Consider the following 21,162-nt stretch of genomic DNA (forward strand, 5'->3'; position numbering starts at 1 on the left):
CTGTTTCAACACCAACGGGGAAAATCCATACTTAAATATTGTGTCCATGGAAAATTTTCAGCTATTGGCTGCTACCATAATTGGAATCGTTCTGCTACTTTTGTTGGTTACGCGATTCAAGATAAACGCATTTATTTCACTTCTGATCGCCAGCATTGTGGTAGGATTGGGAGCGGGAATGCCGGCCGTTGATGTGCTTAACAGCATGCAGGAAGGAATGGCCGGAACACTCGGGTTTGTAGCAACCGTGGTTGGCCTTGGAGCTATTTTTGGACAGATTCTTGAACATTCCGGCGGAGCAGAATCTGTTGCCCGAACCCTGATTCGAAAATTTGGCCGTGATAAAGCCCCCTGGTCTATGGTTATCACGGGTTTTGTAGTTGCCATACCTGTTTTCCTGGATGTGGGATTCATTATTTTGGTGCCGCTTATTTATGCGTTATCACGAGACACGGGAAAATCACTTCTCTATTACGGTATTCCTTTACTCGCCGGGCTGGCTGTAACCCATGCATTTATTCCTCCAACGCCTGGCCCCATTGCCGTGGCCGATATTCTTGGGGCAGATCTTGGATGGGTTATCTTACTCGGTTTTATTGTTGGAATTCCTACTGCAATTATAGCCGGACCCATTTTCGGTAAATACATCGGAAATAAAATCCATATTTCCGTACCCGATTATGTGGATATGGAAGAGAATGAAACAAAAGAGGATACCGAGCTTCCCCCATTCACTCTCCTTATTCTGATTATTTCTGTACCACTTTTTTTGATTCTGGGGAATACAATTACTCAGGCTTTGATTGATCAAGGTGTAACGGAACCTCAATTTTGGACAGAATTTCTCATCTTCATCGGTCATCCTTTCAGTGCTTTAACCATTGCGGTATTAATTGCCATGTATTGGTTGGGAGTTCGCCGGGGAACCTCACGCGATCAGTTATCAAAACTGAGTATGGAAGCCATGAAACCAGCCGGTGTAATTATTTTAATTACGGGTGCCGGCGGGGTTTTCAAACAGGTTTTAGTGAACAGCGGTGTAGGTGATATGCTCGCAAGCGGCATGGCCGACCTTGGATTGCCGCTAATCGTTTTAGCGTGGTTAATTGCAGCGGCTGTCCGCGTAACTCAGGGCTCCGCTACAGTTGCAATGATTACAGCCGCCGGTATCCTTGCCCCTATCATGGTTTCTTTCGACATCAGCGATCCGCAAAAAGCGCTTATTGTATTGGCTATTGCTGCCGGTTCAACAACGCTTTCTCATGTAAATGATAGTGGTTTCTGGTTGGTCAGCCGTTACTTTGGCATGAGCGAAAAAGACACGCTCCGATCTTGGACCATGATGGAGACAATTATCTCCGTGGTGGGATTTGCACTCGCTTTTGGATTAAGCTTTTTTGTGTGATTGATTACCGCACAGAAAATTGATTTACCAGCGCAGCAAATTAACTTTTGTAATATCAACAGAAAGGTTGTTTCTGAAAATGGCAAGGATAATGGCCAGGCCAATCACGGCTTCGGCCGCAGCCACTGCCAAAGAAAAGAAAACCAGCATCTGGCCGGTTACATCTCCATGATAAGAACTGAATGAAATAAGGGTAAGATTTACAGCATTCAGCATTAGTTCTACGCACATAAAAATCACAATGGCATTTCTACGGATGAGTACTCCAACTAATCCAATCACAAACAGAACCGCACTTAATGACAGGTACCAATCAATCTCAATCATTCTGAAACTCCTTCCTTATTTTTCTTGAATTGTGCGATCATGAGTGCCCCAACCACAGCAGCTGTTAACAAAATGGCTGTCATTTCAAATGCAAATAGATAGTCGGTGTAGAGTACGTCACCGAGCGCTTCAACGGTTCCGACTGTTTGCATGTCCGGCGAAATTTCCGGGAGTATATCAACAACTCCTTCAAAACTGTACAATACCAAGCTAAGCACTACTACTCCCAGCAAAAAAGCTGAGATATACTTCATCCTGATTTTACTAAAAAGGGATTCCTCGTCATCAACATTCAACAGCATAATCACAAAAAGGAACAGAACCATAATTGCGCCGGCGTAGACAAGAATTTGAATAAGTGCAAGGAATTGTGCCTGCAAGAGAAGGTAAAGGCCGGCAATGGATATCATATTCAGAACAAGAAAAAGCGCACTACTCACGGTGTTTTTGTTCAAAACCATTCCCAGTCCTGATGCAATGGCCAGTACTGCAAGAAAGATAAAAGTGAACGTGTCCATTCTGATCGTTTAATTAAACGCTCTTAAAGGTACCTAAATTTAAAAATGCCTTCAAGCTGATCGAAGGTTTTTCAAATTCATAAAAAATAAACAATTCCGACGATGCCAACGATCCAGCAGTAGTAAGAAAAGTAGAAGAATTTTTCTCTTTTCAATAATGCTACCAGATAGCTTAAGGCAAGGTATCCTGATAGAAATGACGCCAGGAAACCTGTGATTAAAACAAAAATCGCAGCCGTTTCAATTCCCGTTTCCATCAAATCCATGACAGCAAGCAGCATCGCCCCGGCAAGTACGGGAAGAACCATCAGGAAAGAAAAATTAGCAACCTCCTCTCTCTTAATTCCTGCAAAAAGGCCTACCGAAATTGTAGAACCTGAACGGCTGATGCCCGGAATGATGGCAAAGGCTTGTGCAATTCCCATCATCAGGCTTCGGAATAATGTCATCTCCCCTTCCGGATTTTTTACGAATTTCGTTGAGAACAGTAATGTGCCGGTAATCAATAACATACACGATACAAAAAAAGGATTCAGAAACAGGTTTTCGATTGCATCACGCATGGTAAATCCAACAATCATGGCTGGAATCATACTCACCAGGATAAAGAGACTGAATTTTACATTGGAATTGGTTTTGTACATCCCGGATTTCAATCCTTGCGGGGTTATACTTTTCAGTACATCGCGTATGATTTCGCCAATCAGTTTGCGATAATATAGAACGATGCTGCAAAATGAGCCGAAATGAACAACTATTTCGAAGGTAATACCGGTCTCCAGATCACGGCCCAAAAGTGCCTGTGCCAATACCAAATGGCCGGAACTGCTAACGGGTAAAAATTCTGTGATGCCCTGTAAAATTCCTAAAAAAATCGCTTCAAATAAATCCATGTATCAATTAGTTAGAATCAATAAAAACTCTCGAAAACTGTGGTTTTTGAACATGTAAATTTTGCAGCTAAGCATTATTATTCGTTCATTATAAACCGCTTTTAAGAGTTTGAAAAGATAGTAATTTGAATAGCAACATCTAACTGAAATTTGATATGAGCACAACAGTTGATATGCAGGCACTTGGTGAAAAAATTGAACGCCACAGTGCATTTATCGATGACATTTACAGCGAACTTGATAAGATCATCGTAGGGCAGCGTTATATGATTGACCGCCTTTTGATCGGGCTCCTGGCTGATGGTCATGTTTTACTGGAAGGCGTTCCCGGATTAGCCAAAACCCTGACCGTTTCTTCGCTGGCAACCGTCATCAGCACCAAATTTCAACGCATTCAGTTCACTCCCGATCTCCTCCCGGCCGACCTTATCGGTACTCTCATTTACAATCAAAAGGAGATGAAGTTTACCGTAAAAAAAGGTCCCATTTTTTCTAATATTGTTTTAGCTGATGAGATTAACCGTTCTCCGGCAAAAGTTCAGAGTGCCTTGCTCGAATCCATGCAGGAACGCCAGGTGACCATTGGAGAAGAAACCTTCAAGCTGGAAGCTCCGTTTCTTGTGCTTGCCACTCAAAACCCTGTGGAACAAGAAGGTACATATAACTTGCCTGAAGCCCAGGTGGACCGTTTCATGCTGAAATTAAAAATTGGGTATCCTTCAAAAAGTGAGGAACTCGAGATTATGCGCCGGATGGCAAAAACAGGTAAGAAGACGGAATTGAATGCCGTGGTAACTCCTGAGCAGATCCTCGACGCCCGAAAGGTGATTAATGAGATTTATGTTGATGAAAAAGTAGAGCGTTATATCGTAGATCTTATTTTTGCGACCAGAAATCCAGCTGATTATAATCTGCCCGAACTTGGCGACCTGATTTCATTTGGTGCCTCTCCCCGTGCATCGATCAATATGAATCTTGCATCACGCGCTCATGCTTTTATGCAGCACAGAGCTTACGTAACGCCTGAAGACGTTCGTACAATTACACTCGATATACTTAGGCACAGAATCATTCCAACATTTGAGGCCGAAGCTGAAGACATTACCTCTGAAGACATCATTAAGAAAATTCTGTCGAACGTGCAGGTACCATAGTTTTATAAACGCCACTTTTCAAAAGCGCCGGATGCGAATATCCGGTGCTTTTTTCTCTTCTTTTCCCCATTCCATTTTTCCTCCTATTCATGATCCTAATCTTATCTCGGATCGAATACTCCCTTCTGTATTAAATTCTATTACAAACATTTAACGAAAAAGTTGTTACCTATTCACTATTCCAAGAATAATGAGATATGATTTTAAACTATATATTTAAAATAGATTTTATTAAATATTTTTAATTGATAATTGATTTAAAATAAAATTATTCATTAACAAGAAATAGACTTGATTTAAATTCAACTAAGATATTTATTAATGAATAATATTAAAGCGCGCAGACAATAAGAGAAACTTATGAAAATTAAAATTGTACCGAGATCAAAAGTCAAGGTCTCCAGGAAAAGTAGATCCAAGTACGAAAAATTGAAAGAAGCGATTTCAAAATTAGAACCAAATGGTGATGCAATACGGGTTGAATATTCTACAAAAAAAGAATTGAACTCAATTCGCAATGTGGCCTACACTTACAATCGGGAAACGAACAGTAAAGTAAAAAGTACAACCAACTCAACGAACGACGCTGTTTTCTTTTTCATCGAAAAGTGATTCTTTAGTTTAGGCTCAAAACCGGTTCTTCCTACCTGTGATCAATTATTTATAGATAAACTGCACGCGAGTGTAAAACAATATGCGGCATTGACCATGCTCAGGTTTTTTATATCAATAATGACCTAAAAAGTTATTCACTCTTTTTTGTGTCACCTAATGTAGTTGATACAAGATTATAATGATGTATCATTTTCGGCATAGGTCTGCTGACATTTCAGAAGAGTTCATTCTGTTATTAAACCATCTATCTCTTGATTTTCTTGTAAATCATGCTTCTCATTCTCACAAGCATCTCATAAAAAAAGGCCTCTGCTTTTAACAGAGGCCTTGACATAATTAACTAAAGAGAAGTTATGTGAAGTGAACTACTTCTCTTTTTCGTTTTTTTCTTTCTCAGCAAGTTTATCAGCCAAACCGGAAACCTCACCTAACGTAGGTGTTCCCGTTTCTACACTTTCTGATTTCTCAGATTTTTTCGCTTTTGGCTTTTTCTTCTTCACATCATCTTCAATCTGAGACAATTCGATCGTTTTGCTTGACTCGTCAAACTCTACCACAAATCCTTCAACGGTATCACCTTCTTTGAAGTTTTCTTTCAGATCTTCAACAGAATCAGCAAGTTTATTGCCGGCGAGGAAAGCATCCACACCAAGATCCAATTTCACAAACATTCCTTTATCTGTAATCTTGGAAACTTCGCCTTTTACTTTGGAGCCGAGTCCATACTCTTCCGCGTATTTCTCCCACGGATTTTCCTGAACCTGCTTGTGTCCCAGAGTGATACGTCGGTTGTCAAAATCAACAGCAAGAATTACAACTTCAATTTCCTGTCCTTTATCAACAACTTCGTTCGGGTGCTCAACTTTTTCTGTCCAGCTCAGATCCGAAACGTGGATAAGTCCGTCGATTCCCGGTTCGAGTTCAACAAATACACCAAAGTTGGTGAGGTTGCGAATTTCTCCTTTGTGAGTAGATCCGATTGGGTATCTGTCGAGAAGATCTTCCCAGGGATCTTTTTCAAGCTGCTTCACACCAAGAGAGATTTTCTTCTCATCTTCGTTGATGTTCAGAACCACACATTCAATAATGTCATCTTTCTGAACAAGTTGAGAAGGATGTTTGATGTGTTGTGTCCAGCTCATTTCACTGATATGGATCAACCCTTCAACGCCTTTTTCAAGCTCGATGAACGCACCGTAATCGGCAATAGAAACCACACGTCCCTGAACCCGCATGTTCTCAGGATATTTCTCATAAATTTCATCCCATGGATGCGGCTGAAGTTGTTTCAGACCAAGGGATACTCGTTTGGAGTCTTCATCAAAATCGATAACGGCAACGTTCATGCGCTGATCGAGTTTAACAATCTCTTCTGGATGCTCAACACGACCCCATGAGAGGTCTGTAATGTGAAGCAGACCGTCTACACCGCCAAGATCGATAAACACACCGAAGTCGGTAATGTTTTTCACGATACCTTCGAGAACCTGGCCGGCTTCGATGGTTTCGAGAATTTCCTGACGCTGATCTTCAAGATCAGATTCAATAAGAGCGCGGTGAGAAACAACCACGTTTTCCGCCTGCATGTTGAGTTTTACAACCTGGAATTCCATGGTTTTTCCAACATAAGCGTCAAAATCGCGAACAGGTCGAACGTCGATTTGAGAACCCGGAAGGAACGCGTCAATTCCGAATACATCCACAACCATACCACCTTTGATACGTCGCTGAATATATCCTTCAATAACTTCGCCGGTTTCGTAAGAGCTTTCAAGATTTTCCCAAGCCTGAAGAATATCAGCTTTTTTCCGTGAAAGAATCAGCTGTCCTTCTCTGTCTTCCACTTTATCGAGGAAAACTTCCACTTCATCGCCGGGGGCAAGGTTTTCTAAAACCTTATTTGAAAATTCGTTTGCCTGTACAATACCTTCGGATTTAAATCCGATGTCAACAATTACATATTTTTCATCTACGGATACAACAATACCTGTTACAATCTCTTTCTCTTCAATTTCACTGAGCGTATTCTCATACATTCCTGCAAGCTCGTGAAATTCTTCATCCGTATAGTCTTCTGAAGCAGCCTGGAGTTGATCAAACGTATAGGTTTCTCCTTCTACTTCGCCGGTAAAGGTTGGAATTCTTTTCTTAGGACTCTCTTCTTCAACTTCTTCAGATGATTCTTCCGTTTCGGCAACAGCTTCCTCATTTTCAACCGTTTCTTCCGTTTCTGCTTCTTCTGTTGCAGTTTCGGTAGCTACAGTAGTCTCTACTTCTTCTAATTCTTGTTCTTCGTTATTTTTGTTTACTTCGTCAGTCATTTAGTTACCTGTTGAAATCTGCTGCATTTCGACTTTCGAAATACAGGGTTTAATTATTGTTTTAGTTTGATTTTTCTCTGATGATCTCAACCATTTCGCTGATCTGTTCATCAAATGTTTTTCCGGTTGTATCAATTAAAATTGCGCCATCATCTTTTTTTAGCGGATCGGCACTGCGGTTACTGTCTTTATAATCCCTTTCTTTAAGATTTTGTTTCACATCTTCAAAAGTGACATGAGCCTCAATGGACTCTAATTCACGGTAACGCCGTTTCGCCCTTTCTTCTAATGAAGCGTCCATATAAAATTTCAAATCTGCATTTGGGAAAACAGCTGTTCCGAGATCGCGCCCATCCGCAATGTATGTATCATGTTTAACAAGCTTTCGCATGTATTGATTCACGAATGATCGCGCCTTTGGTTCAGCAGCCATTTCACTTACATGGTTTGCAACTTCCTGGCTCCGAATTTCTTTTGTGATATCCTCACCATTCATTTTTACCTGAAAGGTTGGATGCACATATTCAGTTTCCAGTTTTACATCCGGCAACATTTCAAAGAACTTCGACAGATCGGATGGTTCCGTTCTCAACCATAAAAAAGTAAGCGCTCTATAGAGTGCACCCGAATCGAGATATTGGATATCGAGCAATTCGGCTATTTTCTTTGCGGTAGAACTTTTGCCGGATCCAGCCGGCCCATCAATTACTATGATCATATCAGAGAACAGCTAAATTAAATTTTTTATTCTAAACATTCAATCACTTCTTGTAACTTGAATATAGAAGCGTTAATTTTATGGTTCTGAACACTAAAGAGTATTTAAATTATAAAGAGTAACACCAGTTATGCCACAGCATAAATCAGCAATTAAACGTTTGCGCCAAAGTAAAAAGCGCAGAGCACACAACAATACACGTCGCTCTAAGATGAGAACGCTTGTTAAAAAAGTAATGTCTGCATCAGATAAAGAACAAGCTGAAAAGAGCCTGAAAGAAGCGGTTAGCTTTATTGACCGATTGGCTGTTAAAAATATTATTCATCCGAATACAGCAGCCAGAAAAAAATCTCAGCTTACCACACACGTAAATAACCTGTCGTAACATTGTCTAAAGCTCTGCTTGTTATATTAGACGGCTTCGGTATTGCCGAAAATCCAGAAGTTAGTGCCGTTGATAAAGCCAATAAACCATTTTTCGATTCACTGATCGAAAAATATCCACATGCTCAACTTTCTGCCAGCGGCGAAGATGTAGGTTTGCCCGACGGTCAGTTTGGAAACTCTGAAGTAGGCCACCTTAATATTGGTGCCGGCCGAATTGTATGGCAGGAGCTCTCAAGAATTAATAAGTCAATCAGAGAGGGAGAGTTTTTTGTGAATGAGATTCTGACCACCGGATTTGAAAAAGCCAAAGAGAAAGGAAAAATTCACTTTATGGGGCTTTTTTCTGATGGCGGAGTTCACAGCAATAACGAGCATCTGTATGCACTTCTCAAAATGGCTGAGAAGTATGGCATCGATAATGCGTATGTCCATGCATTTACCGATGGACGAGATACCTCCCCAAATGGCGGCGCTGAGTACCTGAAACAATTTGAGCAAAAAGCTGAAGAAATTGGTGTTGGCACAATCGCTTCAATTGTTGGGCGATATTACGCAATGGATCGTGATAACCGCTGGGAGCGAACCCAACAAGCCTACGATCTCCTGATTCACGGCAAGGGAACAGAAGTTGACCAGGCTTCTGAAGTTTTCGAAAGAAGTTATGCGAATGATATTACCGATGAGTTCCTGATGCCACATCGGATCAAAACTTCTGAGAACAGCCGAATCGAAAAAGGTGATGTACTGATCTTCTTTAATATCCGGGGAGACCGGGCGCGCCAGATCACAAAAGCTCTCTTCCGTTTTGATGAGATTCCATTTGAAACTGAAGATCTTGATCTCCACTATATTACTTTTACCGACTACGACGACACATTCAACTCCTTTACACATGTTGCTTTTCCTCCTAACCGCCTGAAAAATACAATTGGCGAATATGTGAGCAAGCAGGGATTGAAACAGTTACGCATAGCTGAAACTGAAAAATATCCGCATGTAACGTATTTCTTCAATGGAGGGGTTGAAACTCCAAACGAAGGAGAAGATCGGATTTTAGTACCAAGTCCAAAGGTTGCAACATACGATTTACAACCGGAAATGAGTGCCCCCGAAGTTGGTGACAAACTGGTTGAAGCTCTTAAAAAAGATTACAGCCTGGCGATTTTAAATTTTGCCAATCCGGATATGGTTGGCCACACAGGCATTATGGAAGCTGCCGTTAAAGCTATCGAAACCGTTGACAAACAACTGAAACGTGTTACAGAAACAGCTGTGGAAAATGGATTTGAAGTGCTCATCATTGCCGACCATGGAAATGCAGACTGTATGGTCCAGCCGGATGGAAGCCCTCACACGGCACATACAACGGTTCCTGTGCCTGTTGTTTTAGTAACGGATCGCAATGTTTCACTAAAAAATGGAATACTCGCCGATGTTTCTCCAACTCTTCTAAAAATAATGGGTTTGGAGCAGCCTGAAGAAATGACCGGTACTCCTCTCTTCTAATATTACCCGTCAGGAATTCAGGAAATTTTAAATTCCTGTTTCAATTGTTTGCATTTGCATTTTCACCATACTACTTTCGTAGGTGAATGAACTAAAAAACTACTTCACTCGTTACGCTAAAAAAGTTAGCAACGACAAATCTTTTAGGTCCCGCTATGGAGGGTAATTTTTCAAGTAAAGTTCGTGATGTAATTCAATTCAGCCGTGAAGAGGCACTCCGGTTAGGCCATGATTATATTGGCACGGAACACCTCATTCTGGGAATCGTGCGATTAGGTGATGGAGTTGCCATTCGCATCCTGAAAAATCTGAATTGTGATCTGTTTAAATTAAAAAAGACAATTGAGGATACTGTCCGTGGTACCGGAGGAACGGTAACCGTTGGGAACATTCCGCTCACCAAACAAGCCGAGAAGGTTTTAAGAATTACCTATCTCGAAGCAAAACTATATAAAAGTGATACAATAGGTACTGAGCACCTCCTTTTATCTCTGCTTAGAGATGAGGAAAATATTGCTGCTCAAATTCTACAACAGTTTAGTGTTTCGTATGACGCTGTCCGTGAAGAACTGGATATGATCATCTCCGGGAATACCCGCGATACCGATCAAAGCGACGCCCGTACGGCGAGTTCTTCTACTCCACCGTCATCATCCAAAGGTTCACAATCATCCGGTAGCTCCAGAGAAAAGAAAATGGAAAAGTCAAAAACACCTGTACTCGACAATTTTGGCAGAGATCTTACACAACTCGCTGAGGATGGCAAGCTTGACCCTATCATTGGTAGGGAAAAGGAAATTGAGCGTGTGGCCCAGGTTCTGAGCCGCCGCAAAAAGAACAACCCCGTTCTTATTGGAGAACCGGGAGTTGGTAAAACTGCAATCGCCGAGGGATTGGCTTCAAGAATTGTGGAAAGAAAAGTTTCCAGAGTTCTTTACGACAAGCGGGTGATTGCACTTGATCTGGCTGCTCTTGTAGCCGGAACCAAATACCGCGGCCAATTCGAAGAACGAATGAAGGCGGTTATGAGTGAATTGGAAAAAACCGATAATGTTATTCTGTTTATCGATGAACTCCATACCATTGTAGGTGCCGGTGGTGCAAGCGGTTCGCTTGATGCATCCAATATGCTGAAGCCGGCTCTTGCCCGTGGTGAAGTTCAGGCGATTGGTGCTACAACTTTGAATGAGTACCGGCAGTATATCGAGAAAGATGGTGCTCTCGAACGGCGGTTCCAGAAAATTATGGTTGATCCAACCACGCTTGATGAAACGCTCGAAATTCTTAATCAAATTAAAGGGAAGTACGAGAAACATCATAGCGTTCAATATGATGACGCGGCAATTGAGGCTTGCGTGAAACTGACTGACCGATATGTAACCGATCACTTCCTCCCCGATAAAGCTATTGATGCGCTTGATGAGGTTGGTGCACGTGTTCACTTGTCGAACATCACGGTGCCGGACCATATTCTTTCCCTCGAAGAGGAGATCGAAAAAACCAGCCAGGAGAAAAACTCCATGGTTAAAAAACAACGGTTTGAAGAAGCCGCCCGATTGCGGGATTCTGAAAAACGGCTGATCGAAGAGCTCGAACAAGCTCAAAAAGAGTGGGAAAAAGAATCCGAACACATTGTTTATGATGTAACTGAAGAAGATGTTGCCTCTGTAGTTGCTATGATGAGTGGTGTTCCGGTCAACAAAATCAGCCAGAAAGAAGGTCAGAAGCTTCTCAAAATGCGGGAAGAACTCGGCAAGAATATTGTTGGTCAGGATGAAGCAATCGTAAAACTTACAAAAGCTATCCAGCGAACGCGGGCCGGCCTGAAAGATCCGGCGCGGCCGATCGGTTCATTTATTTTCCTTGGACCAACCGGCGTAGGAAAAACGGAAATGGCCAAAGTATTAGCAAAATATCTGTTCGATAAGGATGAAGCCCTCATTCGAATTGATATGAGTGAGTACATGGAGAAATTCAGTGTATCCAGATTAGTGGGTGCGCCTCCCGGATATGTTGGTTATGAAGAAGGTGGAATTTTAACCGAGAAAGTTCGCAGAAAGCCATATAGCGTTGTTCTTCTTGATGAAATTGAAAAAGCACACCCGGATGTATTTAACATTCTTCTGCAGGTGCTGGATGATGGAATTCTTACTGACAGCCTTGGACGAAAAGTCGATTTCCGAAATACCATTATTATCATGACATCCAACATTGGTGCGCGTGATATTCGAAATATGGGTCAAGGGATCGGGTTCTCTGCCGGCGACAGCGCGTTCGACTACGCACAGATGAAATCAACCATCCAGGATGCTCTCAAAAAAGTCTTTAATCCGGAGTTTTTGAACAGAATTGATGATGTTTTAACATTCAAACCACTGGAAAAAGAAGACATCTTCAAGATCATCGACATCCTTTCTGACGAACTCTTCGTAAGAATCCGGAATCTTGGATATGAACTTGAGCTCACAAAAGGAGCCAAAGATTTTATATCTGACAAAGGATTTGATCAGAAATTTGGTGCACGTCCTCTGAAAAGAGCTATTCAAAAATATGTTGAAGATCCGCTTGCGGAAGAACTGCTTGGTGTAGATCACCCGGCAGGGTCTGTCATCAAAATTAAGATGAACAAATCACGCGACGGACTTGAGTTCGACTGGACGGAACCTGAAACATCCGAACCGTCATCATCCGCTAGCAATAGTGATGAAGACAATTCTCCTTCGGAAGAATCTGAACAGGAAGCAAAAGCCTGACACAGGGAATTAAATAGCTAAGAATAGAAAAAAGCACGTGGCCCATCAGTCACGTGCTTTTTTTATTACCCTCCATTAAAGAAGGGTGCATTCAAAAAGAGACTCCAACAAAAAGCCTGCGATTTAAACCTTCAATTTCATATTTAGCTCCATTTTTTGCTAAATCGAGCCGATTTGCATCTAATGTGGAAATGGAAAAAGGCACCTCCTGTCTCGCTATTTCTCTCGCAGATATGCTAACCGCAGTGATTTCCGGTTCACTAATCTCTATTCCATTCTGGGTTCCGCCCAAAGCGATAATCGTTTGACTCCCAGGATCATACCCTGCAAAAATGATTGAACTTCTTGATGAGGCACTACCAACACGGCCACCATCGGGAATTTCGTAAACCTGTACCCTTCCACTTGAGTAGATTGTGAGATGCGATGCGTTTTCATTCAATGTGGCACCGACTAAATTTTCATCTGACTCAATGTCAAAAATCTCATTTCCAAACCTGTCAAATATTGCAATTCTGCTTCCACCTCCTCCATTCAATAAAATCGTGATAAAAGAGCCGTCATCACTCACGCGTAGATTCTGAATCTCTTCAGTTCTGCTGTTAAAAAAGACCTCGGTATTTCTATCTCCATAGACCAGCTGGGCTCTGGAACCGGTCTGCGAACCAAAAGAAATAACCGGATTATAAAGCACAATGGTATTCCCAGATGCATCTGCTGCTAATTGAGATTCTCTTTCACCATCCATACTTCCCGAACTATTGGATACCGAATAAGCCGTTTCAGCCTTTGAATTTAAAAAAGTAAAATTGGCAACATTATCACGGAGCACAATTCTGCCTGAATCAAACTGGTAGGTATTCACCGTGTTATCCGTTGGAACAAAAAACTCCATATTTCTTTGAGCAAGCAACTCGCCTTCAGAATTATAACTCATCAGGTTTATACCATTTTCCCTTTGGAGGAAAGAAGCTTTTTGGTTGGATGAAGAAAGTGACCAAGCCACCGGATTCGTTACCGTTGTTGATCCCAAAACAAATTGATCATTAGAAATCGTAATGGTACCTCCATTCGCAGAGAATGTATTCGTGGAATATGAGTTTTGATCTGCTGGTGATTCGATATTAATATTTTGTGAAAAAAGAAGAGAGGAACTACAAAAAAAGAGGATCGCCGTAAAAAGAAACTTCATCGATTGAAAGCTTAATGTTGTTATATTCAAATTCACTGAAAGAACGAGAATTTTGTAATGAAATGCACAGATGTTCTACTCTATCATCATTCCGGTTTATAACCGGCCGGATGAAATTTATGAGCTGCTCGAAAGCCTTACCAAACAAACGTACACCCACTTTGAAGTTCTAATTGTTGAAGATGGTTCCCAAAAATCTTCAGAAAAAATAGTTGATGAATTCTCGAATTCATTGAACATCAGGTATTTTTACAAAGAAAACAGTGGCCAGGGATTCTCAAGGAATTTTGGTTTTAAAAGAGCAAAAGGGGATTATTTCGTTGTTTTTGATTCAGACTGTATCATCCCGGAACACTATTTTGAAGTAGTAAATCAGTTTTTGGCAAAAAATCCGGCAGACGCCTGGGGTGGACCAGACAGAGCCCTCTCTTCCTTCACTCCTCTTCAGAAAGCGATCAATTTCAGCATGACCTCCATTCTCACAACAGGCGGGATTCGTGGAAATAAAAAAAATCTTGGAGGATTCCACCCGCGTAGTTTTAATATGGGAATCAGTCGCGAGGTTTTTGAAAAAACAGGTGGGTATAAAATTACCCGAATGGGTGAAGACCTGGAATTGAGTATGCGGATCATCAAAAGCGGATTTAAGTCGGTTTTGATTGAAGACGCGTACGTCTATCATAAACGGCGAACAAACCTCAAGCAATTTTTTTGGCAGCTACACTTTTTTGGCCGTGCAAGAATTAACATTCGGCGATTTTATCCCGAAGAAGTAAAGCTTGTACACCTGTTCCCTACTTTTTTTCTGGTTGGCCTGATAGCATCCATTCTATTTTTAGTTTTCGATGTCTACGTTCTGAAACACCTTTACCTTCTATACCTGATTTATGCATTGATTTTTTTTATGGAATCACTCCTGAAAGGGAAAAGTTTAAAGATTGCTCTTTTATCGGTAGTTGCTGCTTTCACTCAACTTACAGCCTACTCAATCGGATTTCTCTCAGAACTCTGGCGAGATTTCTTTAAATCTTCAAAAAATTAAGCGGATAGAAATTGCAATCAGATTCTAAAACTTTTATCTTGTAATTCTTTTGACATTCTGATTTAAAGATATTCATTCTCACAATTTTTGAATGAATTTCGGGGAGTGGCGCAGGCCGGTAGCGCATTCGCTTTGGGAGCGAAGGGTCGCAGGTTCAAATCCTGTCTCCCCGACAAAACAAATGATGAATTATTGATTTTGAATTATGACGGGTGCGAAGCAGTTTCCATTCAAAATTCAGTAATTCAGCATTGAGAATTAAACGAGCGCCCGTAGCTCAACTGGATAGAGCAGCTGCCTTCTAAGCAGCAGGTTACAGGTTCGAGTCCTGTCGGGCGTACGGAAATTTTTATTGATTTGAATGATATACAAGCATTAATTTGTTTTACTGATCATTCAGAGGCGACATTAACAAAGGCGACATGGCCGAGTGGTTAGGCAGAGGTCTGCAAAACCTCGTACGGCGGTTCGAATCCGCCTGTCGCCTCTTTTTTTTGAATTATTGTTTTGATACCTGCCGCGTTCGTCTAGGGGTTTAGGACGCCGCCCTTTCACGGCGGTAACACGGGTTCAAATCCCGTACGCGGTACTTTACTCGGAGCTTGTAGCTCAGTTGGTTAGAGCGCCAGGTTGTGGCCCTGGAGGCCGTGGGTTCAAATCCCATCAGGCTCCCATCTATTTAGATTTGGGATATGAGACTTGAGATGTGAGACTAAATAATTCTCATGACTCACATCTATTATCTCACAATTGCCGCGTTCGTCTAGGGGTTTAGGACGCCGCCCTTTCACGGCGGTAACACGGGTTCAAATCCCGTACGCGGTACTCAAAATCCCGGATTCATTTTTGGATCCGGGATTTTTTTTGATTCACATCTCATACTATAACAATTCTTAAAACTATTTCCGGATTCTTAAAATCCAGGACTGATTATTACCAAAAAGAATGCTCTTCAATAAAATCCCAACAAGAGAATCATGATAGCTGATCTACCTGTATTTTGATCGCTTTTAGATTCACATCATACAGAAAAGCAGCTAAACCCACGATCAGCCATAAGAGGCTCATCGAGAAAAGAATTATAATTAAATGATCGGGCTTAAAATCTGATCAAGTGTGCTTTGCGGTTATGATTCATCCACATTTTTCAGATTCCTATTCAAATAACCGCTCAAACCCATAATAAGGTTGAAGGGGTATTAGCTCAAAAGTAATCAAACCGTTTTTCACCAGCGGCAGTTTTGACAATTTCTTTGCGGCCTCCTCCACATCCTTTGCTTCGAGAATTAAGACGGCCTCGGGTTTATCATCCCGGAAATACATTTCACGGATAAACCCCTCTTTGTACAGCTCCCATCCTTCTTTGGCTTCGTCTCTCAAGTGGGGCACAAAATCTCTTTTACTTAATCCGGGTTTTTCTACTTCGATGGCTATGATTCGCATGATCTCAGGTTTTCGTCGTTGTGGGTTCTCATCTTGAAACGGAAAATTACGCGAAGAATCGAAGAAATTAAACAGCTACAGCATCCCGATTATACTTATCGCGGTATTCAATGGGCGTAAGGCCGGTAATTCTTCGGAAAAGATCGCGAAATGATTTAGTGTCGGAATAGCCCACATCGTACATCACTTCGTTTACATTTTTTCGTGTTCTCTCAAGGTCTTTTTTCGCAGCTTCCACTTTCACGCGTTGAATGTATTCCGTAACCGTATTGGATGTCGCTTTCTTGAATCGTCGTTCCAGTGTTCTTCGGCTGATAGCAAACAGATCCGCCAAATCATCCACCCGGATGGTTTCCTGGTAGTGATCTTCTATGTATTTCTGAGCCCTGATCACTTTATCATCACCATGATCTTTTTGTCCTTCAAAAATGATAAAGGCAGACTGACTGTCCCTATCAATGTCAATGGAAAATGCTTTGGATGCCACAACGGCGGTTTCTCGTCCCGCATATTTCTCGATCAGGTGCAGAACAAGATTCAGGAAAGCATACGCCCCGCCGCTTGTATAAATTCCGTCTTCTTCGGTCATGATTTTTTCATCAACCACATCCACTTTCGGGAATCGGTCTCTGAAATTATTTGCATGCATCCAGTGTGTTGCGCACTGTTTTCCGTCTAAAAGGCCCGTTGCAGCCAGGAAAAAAGCACCCACACAAAAGCTTGCCACCTCTGCCCCTTCTTTATAGTGCTGAACAATCCACGGTATAAATTCTTTGTTTCTTTCCAGAGCTTTTTCAAGATCGTCATGGATAGCGGGGATAATAATAAGATCTGTTGAATTTACTTCGTCAATCAGGCAATCAGGTGCGACAGAAAATAGTCCGTGACTCTGCCTGGTTTCTCTTTCAAGCCCAACCAGGTGAACGTCAAAAACAGGCGGACTCTGCATCCCTGCCAAAATTTGGTTCACCATGTTTAAAATCTGATGCGTTCCGCCAATGTTAACAACACTGGTATGGCCACGAGGTATAAGAATGGAAACGTGTTTCATGACTTGAAAGAATTAAGGTTGATTGGATATGAGTTGTGGAAAATCCCTCACTGCTGATGATTTGTAATTAATCAAATACAATTGTCGCAATCAACCAGTGATATTGGCGGATTCACACCCCACATATTTGCTTTTCTGCCATTATAATATTTGCAGACCATTAGTCAGGAACTGGAGTAAGCAAATCATGAAAGAATTTCTATTGATACAATTTGACCTGCATCATCGCCTCTACAATAATGTGTTGCAGGAATTTACTGATGAGGAAAGTAACCAGAGATTGTATAATGATACAAATATCAATCATGTAAAATACCTGGCAGGTCACCTTTTGAACTCACAGTATGGACTGGCCAGGGCAGCCGGAGTTGATGTAGTTGTAAAGTGGAATGACTTGTTTGCTGTGATGATGCAGTCAAAAGCGAAAGACAACTTCCCGTATCCATCAATCGGGGAGATTAAAAAAGAATGGAATGATCTTTATCAACCTACAAAGAATGCCTTAAAGCGATTAACAGACTCGCAGCTCAGTGAAACTCCTCCTTCTCCATTCCACCAGGTGGCAAATTCTAAAGGCGAACTTTGGGCATTTATCAATCATCATACGGCGTACCACATCGGTCAGATCGGGATTTTGAGAAGAGGATTTGGGAAACCGCCAATGAGTTATGAGTGACGGTAGTCAGTAGAATTTGATGAAAAGGATTTCAATCACAAATACTTTAACAATCTAAACCTATACAATATGAAATCAGTAAATCCATATCTCAGTTTTAACGGTAATACCGAAGAGGTTTTCACCTTTTATCAGTCAGTTTTTGGGGGTGAGCTTCGAATTGACAGATATAAGGATCTGGAAGATAACATGGGTGCCTCCGGTGATGATCTGAATAAGGTAGCCAATGTGGCACTGGCAATAGGTGCCGAGACAACATTATATGCATCAGACATCATCGAAGCGTCAGGACAAACCATTACGGCTGGAACTAATTTTTCTATCCAGCTTGAAACAGACAGCAGAGATGAAGCTAAAACGCTGTTCACCAGATTATCCGCCGGTGGAGAAATCGATATGCCGTTGATGAAAACAGAATGGGCTAATATGTTTGGAATGATTACAGACAAATTCGGAATAAAATGGATGGTTTATTATCCGGGCCAAAACTTATAGATATCAAGTTTAGAGGACACATGAAAACAAAAGAAATCGCACTCCCAAAAATTGTCAGCCGCAAAGAATGGCTTGTAAAACGAAAAGAGCTTCTTTTAGAAGAGAAAGAAATCACGAGAAAGCGGGACGAACTTAACGCTAAGAGGCGGCAGCTGCCGATGGTTAAAATCGAAAAAGAGTACCTTTTTGAAGGCCCAAAGGGGACGGTACGCCTGCTGGATCTGTTTGAAGGGCGGCGCCAATTACTGGTTCATCACTTTATGTATTTTGATGGACCCGATAGGTTTTGCCCGGGATGCTCGATGGAGGCTGATCAAAACTATAAAAAGAAGCTGTTAAAAAACCTGCACGATCATGACCTGACTCTTGCCGCTGTTGCCCTTGCACCTTTATCAAGAATTGAAAAAGAGAAAAGGGTAAAGGGCTGGGATTTCCCCTTTTACTCAGCCATTGGAACTGAATTTAATTATGATTTCCAGGCAACGATTAAAAAAGGAGCAAATTCATCGTACAATTACCAGGATGCAAAAAATGCTGAATGGCTAAATAATTATGAAGGTGATATGCCCGCTAAAAGTGTTTTCCTCCGCCACGGAACAGATGTTTTTCACACTTACTCGACGTATACCCGGGGTACTGAGTTAGTTGCCATGCATTACAACTATTTGGATCTGACACCCTACGGCCGGCAAGAAGATTGGGAAGATTCGCCTACTGGATGGCCTCAAAAACCAACGTATGGATAACTGATATTCTGTTTATAACTCCAAATAAAACTAAAACCACTATGTGTCCCGCATGTTTGGCATTCGCAGCAATGATAACCGCAGGAGTAACTTCGGCAGGTGGATTGACTGCTTATACGTTAAAAAAACGAAAGCAAAAGAAATCGGATCACACTGATAATTGATAATTAATGCCAACCATTTATATTATAAATCACTCCCTCACAATACATTAAAGAGAAACCATGAATGCGCCAGACCATATTACTACTTGCCTGTGGTTTGATCATCAAGCCGAAGAGGCAGCAAATTTTTACACCTCGGTCTTTAAGAATTCCAAAATTCTGAATACAAGTTATTATGGAGACGCCGGCCATGAGATTCACGGGCAGAAAGCCGGAACAGTTCTGACAGTGGATTTTGAGTTGAATGGGCATAAATTTCAGGCGCTGAACGGCGGACCACACTTTAAGTTTAATGAAGCCATTTCACTGGTTGTAAATTGCGAAACCCAAGAAGAGATCGATTACTACTGGGAGAAACTTTCTTCAGATCCAAATGCAGAACAGTGTGGCTGGCTCAAAGATAAATTTGGTCTTTCCTGGCAAATTGTCCCCTCCATGATTGAAGAGTATATGAATGGGTCTGTCACAGAAAAGCGGGATCGAATGATGGATGCTCTTCTCAGGATGAAAAAGCTCGATATTGCTACACTCAAAAAAGTGTATGAAGGATAATTCTTTACGTAAAAACTTATGGCTAAAAAGAAACCCACAACCATTGACGAGTACATCAATACCTTTCCTAAAGAAATTCAGGGAGAATTACAGGAAATACGTCAAACAATCCGCAAGGCTATTCCCGAAGCCAAAGAGGAAATGAAATGGGGCCGGCCGGCTTTTGTAGATGAACGAATATTAGTGGTATTTGGAGGGTTCAAAAAGCACATCGGTTTTTACTCTACACCCAGTTCACTCGAAGAATTTGCAGAAGAACTGAAAGATTTTAAAACAGGATCCGGCTCTGTTCAATTTCCTTATGAGAAACCACTGCCTACGGAGCTTGTTGTGAATATTACAAAATATCGGGCTTGGGAAAGCCGCGAAAAAAATGTGAACTGGAAATCCTGATTCTCATGGAAAAAACAAACTTTAAAACCATAGACGATTACATCCATTCATTCCCGGATGACGATCAGAAAATATTGCAAGAAATCAGACAAACCATCCTTAAGGCCGCTCCCGGTGCCGAGGAAGTGATCAGCTACCAAATGCCAACTTTTCGTCTGAACGGAATTTTAGTTCACTTTGCAGCTTTTAAAAATCACTTCAGCCTGTTTCCAACCCCTTCGGCCATCGTAGCTTTTCGTGACCGGCTAACCGGGTATAAAACCTCAAAAGGAACAATCATTTTCACTAAGAACGCCCCCATCCCATACGATCTCATAGATGAAATTGTCTTGTTCAGAGTGCAAGAAAATCAAAAGAAGAAAGCATAATCATTAATCTTAAATCATTGAATTATGACGAAAGAACTTTGGCTCAACCTTCCGGTGAAAAACCTGAAAAAATCTAAAGAGTTCTTCACCAAAATCGGATTCTCATTTAAAAATCGTGAAATGGAAAACATGATCGCAATGGAAGTGGGTGAGAAAAAAGTGGCAGTGATGCTTCTTGATGAAAGTACTTTTAAAAATGCTGCACAGAATGAAATTACGGATACCAATCAATCATCCGAAATCCTGATTTCCTTTGATGCAGAAAGCCGTGAAGAAGTGGATGAACTTGCCCAAAAAGCGGAAGCGGCCGGCGGAACGGTTTTCGGAAAACCGTCAGAAATCCAGGGATGGATGTATGGCTGTGGTTTTACAGATTTAGACGGACACCGATGGAATGCTTTGTACATGGAGATGAGTAAAATGCCGCAAGGATAAATCAGTAA

22 protein-coding genes and 6 tRNA genes are annotated in these 21,162 nt (G+C 41.5%); 20 read left to right on the top strand and 8 right to left on the bottom strand.

Translation table 11 applies throughout. From position 1 onward, the window contains the following. Positions 1 to 46: 46 nt before the first annotated feature. Positions 47 to 1,405, top strand: coding sequence for a GntP family permease (locus L0B18_RS15435; RefSeq protein ID WP_234572700.1), 1,359 nt, complete (start codon positions 47 to 49; stop codon positions 1,403 to 1,405). Positions 1,406 to 1,429: 24 nt separating this feature from the next. Here L0B18_RS15435 and nuoK read toward each other — a convergent pair whose 3' ends face one another. From nuoK to L0B18_RS15450, 3 genes are all read right to left on the bottom strand, one after another. Then, positions 1,430 to 1,732: an NADH-quinone oxidoreductase subunit NuoK gene (gene nuoK, locus L0B18_RS15440; protein WP_234572701.1), complete on the bottom strand. Its 303-nt coding sequence runs from the start codon at positions 1,730 to 1,732 to the stop codon at positions 1,430 to 1,432. After that, on the bottom strand, positions 1,729 to 2,250 hold the full coding sequence (locus L0B18_RS15445; protein WP_234572702.1) for an NADH-quinone oxidoreductase subunit J: 522 nt from the start codon (positions 2,248 to 2,250) through the stop codon (positions 1,729 to 1,731). Before L0B18_RS15445 ends, nuoK begins: the two co-directional genes overlap by 4 nt. A 77-nt stretch (positions 2,251 to 2,327) precedes the next feature. Continuing rightward, on the bottom strand, positions 2,328 to 3,143 hold the full coding sequence (locus tag L0B18_RS15450) for an undecaprenyl-diphosphate phosphatase (RefSeq protein WP_234572703.1): 816 nt from the start codon (positions 3,141 to 3,143) through the stop codon (positions 2,328 to 2,330). Positions 3,144 to 3,298: 155 nt separating this feature from the next. On the opposite strand from L0B18_RS15450, the gene L0B18_RS15455 reads away from it, so the two are divergent. After that, positions 3,299 to 4,297: an AAA family ATPase gene (locus L0B18_RS15455; RefSeq protein ID WP_234572704.1), complete on the top strand. Its 999-nt coding sequence runs from the start codon at positions 3,299 to 3,301 to the stop codon at positions 4,295 to 4,297. Between the two features lie 360 nt (positions 4,298 to 4,657). Then, positions 4,658 to 4,909, top strand: coding sequence for a hypothetical protein (locus L0B18_RS15460; protein ID WP_234572705.1), 252 nt, complete (start codon positions 4,658 to 4,660; stop codon positions 4,907 to 4,909). Between the two features lie 368 nt (positions 4,910 to 5,277). Here L0B18_RS15460 and rpsA read toward each other — a convergent pair whose 3' ends face one another. Next, entirely contained in the window at positions 5,278 to 7,233 is a 1,956-nt protein-coding gene (gene rpsA, locus L0B18_RS15465) for a 30S ribosomal protein S1 (protein ID WP_234572706.1), read from the bottom strand. 61 nt (positions 7,234 to 7,294) lie between these two features. Next, positions 7,295 to 7,951: a (d)CMP kinase gene (gene cmk / locus L0B18_RS15470; RefSeq protein WP_234572707.1), complete on the bottom strand. Its 657-nt coding sequence runs from the start codon at positions 7,949 to 7,951 to the stop codon at positions 7,295 to 7,297. A 130-nt stretch (positions 7,952 to 8,081) separates the two neighbouring features. On the opposite strand from cmk, the gene rpsT reads away from it, so the two are divergent. The 3 genes from rpsT (at position 8,082) to L0B18_RS15485 (ending at position 12,597) form a co-directional block, all read left to right on the top strand. Beyond that, entirely contained in the window at positions 8,082 to 8,336 is a 255-nt protein-coding gene (gene rpsT, locus L0B18_RS15475; protein ID WP_234572708.1) for a 30S ribosomal protein S20, read from the top strand. Between the two features lie 2 nt (positions 8,337 to 8,338). Then, complete coding sequence (gpmI, locus tag L0B18_RS15480; protein WP_234572709.1) at positions 8,339 to 9,844, top strand: 2,3-bisphosphoglycerate-independent phosphoglycerate mutase; 1,506 nt, start codon at positions 8,339 to 8,341, stop codon at positions 9,842 to 9,844. A 155-nt stretch (positions 9,845 to 9,999) separates the two neighbouring features. After that, a complete protein-coding gene (locus tag L0B18_RS15485; RefSeq protein WP_234572710.1) occupies positions 10,000 to 12,597 on the top strand; it encodes an ATP-dependent Clp protease ATP-binding subunit in 2,598 nt (865 codons plus the stop codon). 91 nt (positions 12,598 to 12,688) lie between these two features. Here L0B18_RS15485 and L0B18_RS15490 read toward each other — a convergent pair whose 3' ends face one another. Then, entirely contained in the window at positions 12,689 to 13,789 is a 1,101-nt protein-coding gene (locus L0B18_RS15490; protein WP_234572711.1) for a hypothetical protein, read from the bottom strand. Between the two features lie 70 nt (positions 13,790 to 13,859). Here L0B18_RS15490 and L0B18_RS15495 point away from each other — a divergent pair, with 70 nt between their 5' ends. The 7 genes from L0B18_RS15495 to L0B18_RS15525 all read left to right on the top strand — a co-directional run bounded on the left by L0B18_RS15495 (position 13,860) and on the right by L0B18_RS15525 (position 15,656). Next, the gene (locus L0B18_RS15495; RefSeq protein ID WP_234572712.1) at positions 13,860 to 14,831 is read left to right on the top strand and encodes a glycosyltransferase; all 972 of its coding nucleotides are present in this window, start codon (positions 13,860 to 13,862) and stop codon (positions 14,829 to 14,831) included. A gap of 99 nt (positions 14,832 to 14,930) precedes the next feature. Further along, positions 14,931 to 15,004, top strand: a tRNA-Pro gene (locus L0B18_RS15500). Between the two features lie 93 nt (positions 15,005 to 15,097). Further along, a tRNA-Arg gene (locus L0B18_RS15505) sits at positions 15,098 to 15,171 on the top strand. Positions 15,172 to 15,247: 76 nt separating this feature from the next. Then, positions 15,248 to 15,318: transfer RNA gene (locus tag L0B18_RS15510), tRNA-Cys, on the top strand. A gap of 29 nt (positions 15,319 to 15,347) precedes the next feature. After that, positions 15,348 to 15,420 (top strand) — tRNA-Glu (locus L0B18_RS15515). Between the two features lie 9 nt (positions 15,421 to 15,429). Beyond that, positions 15,430 to 15,503, top strand: a tRNA-His gene (locus tag L0B18_RS15520). 80 nt (positions 15,504 to 15,583) lie between these two features. Further along, a tRNA-Glu gene (locus L0B18_RS15525) sits at positions 15,584 to 15,656 on the top strand. Between the two features lie 330 nt (positions 15,657 to 15,986). Here the strand turns inward: L0B18_RS15525 and L0B18_RS15530 are convergent. Both L0B18_RS15530 and L0B18_RS15535 read right to left on the bottom strand, forming a co-directional pair. Further along, the gene (locus L0B18_RS15530) at positions 15,987 to 16,274 is read right to left on the bottom strand and encodes a hypothetical protein (protein ID WP_234572713.1); all 288 of its coding nucleotides are present in this window, start codon (positions 16,272 to 16,274) and stop codon (positions 15,987 to 15,989) included. Between the two features lie 67 nt (positions 16,275 to 16,341). Beyond that, positions 16,342 to 17,325 (bottom strand): GlxA family transcriptional regulator, encoded by a 984-nt coding sequence (locus L0B18_RS15535; RefSeq protein WP_234572714.1) that lies wholly within the window; start codon positions 17,323 to 17,325, stop codon positions 16,342 to 16,344. Between the two features lie 187 nt (positions 17,326 to 17,512). On the opposite strand from L0B18_RS15535, the gene L0B18_RS15540 reads away from it, so the two are divergent. The 7 genes from L0B18_RS15540 to L0B18_RS15570 all read left to right on the top strand — a co-directional run bounded on the left by L0B18_RS15540 (position 17,513) and on the right by L0B18_RS15570 (position 21,154). Then, positions 17,513 to 18,001 (top strand): DinB family protein, encoded by a 489-nt coding sequence (locus L0B18_RS15540; RefSeq protein WP_234572715.1) that lies wholly within the window; start codon positions 17,513 to 17,515, stop codon positions 17,999 to 18,001. 69 nt (positions 18,002 to 18,070) lie between these two features. After that, the gene (locus L0B18_RS15545; RefSeq protein ID WP_234572716.1) at positions 18,071 to 18,496 is read left to right on the top strand and encodes a VOC family protein; all 426 of its coding nucleotides are present in this window, start codon (positions 18,071 to 18,073) and stop codon (positions 18,494 to 18,496) included. A 20-nt stretch (positions 18,497 to 18,516) separates the two neighbouring features. Beyond that, a complete protein-coding gene (locus L0B18_RS15550; protein ID WP_234572717.1) occupies positions 18,517 to 19,242 on the top strand; it encodes a DUF899 domain-containing protein in 726 nt (241 codons plus the stop codon). 224 nt (positions 19,243 to 19,466) lie between these two features. Next, a complete protein-coding gene (locus L0B18_RS15555) occupies positions 19,467 to 19,958 on the top strand; it encodes a VOC family protein (protein WP_234572718.1) in 492 nt (163 codons plus the stop codon). 18 nt (positions 19,959 to 19,976) lie between these two features. Next, complete coding sequence (locus L0B18_RS15560) at positions 19,977 to 20,351, top strand: iron chaperone (protein ID WP_234572719.1); 375 nt, start codon at positions 19,977 to 19,979, stop codon at positions 20,349 to 20,351. Positions 20,352 to 20,356: 5 nt separating this feature from the next. Beyond that, entirely contained in the window at positions 20,357 to 20,719 is a 363-nt protein-coding gene (locus tag L0B18_RS15565) for an iron chaperone (protein ID WP_234572720.1), read from the top strand. 24 nt (positions 20,720 to 20,743) lie between these two features. After that, entirely contained in the window at positions 20,744 to 21,154 is a 411-nt protein-coding gene (locus tag L0B18_RS15570; protein WP_234572721.1) for a VOC family protein, read from the top strand. Positions 21,155 to 21,162: the final 8 nt, after the last annotated feature.

Origin of the sequence: Rhodohalobacter sp. 614A, assembly GCF_021462415.1 — a bacterium.
In the GTDB taxonomy this organism is placed as follows: domain Bacteria; phylum Bacteroidota; class Rhodothermia; order Balneolales; family Balneolaceae; genus Rhodohalobacter.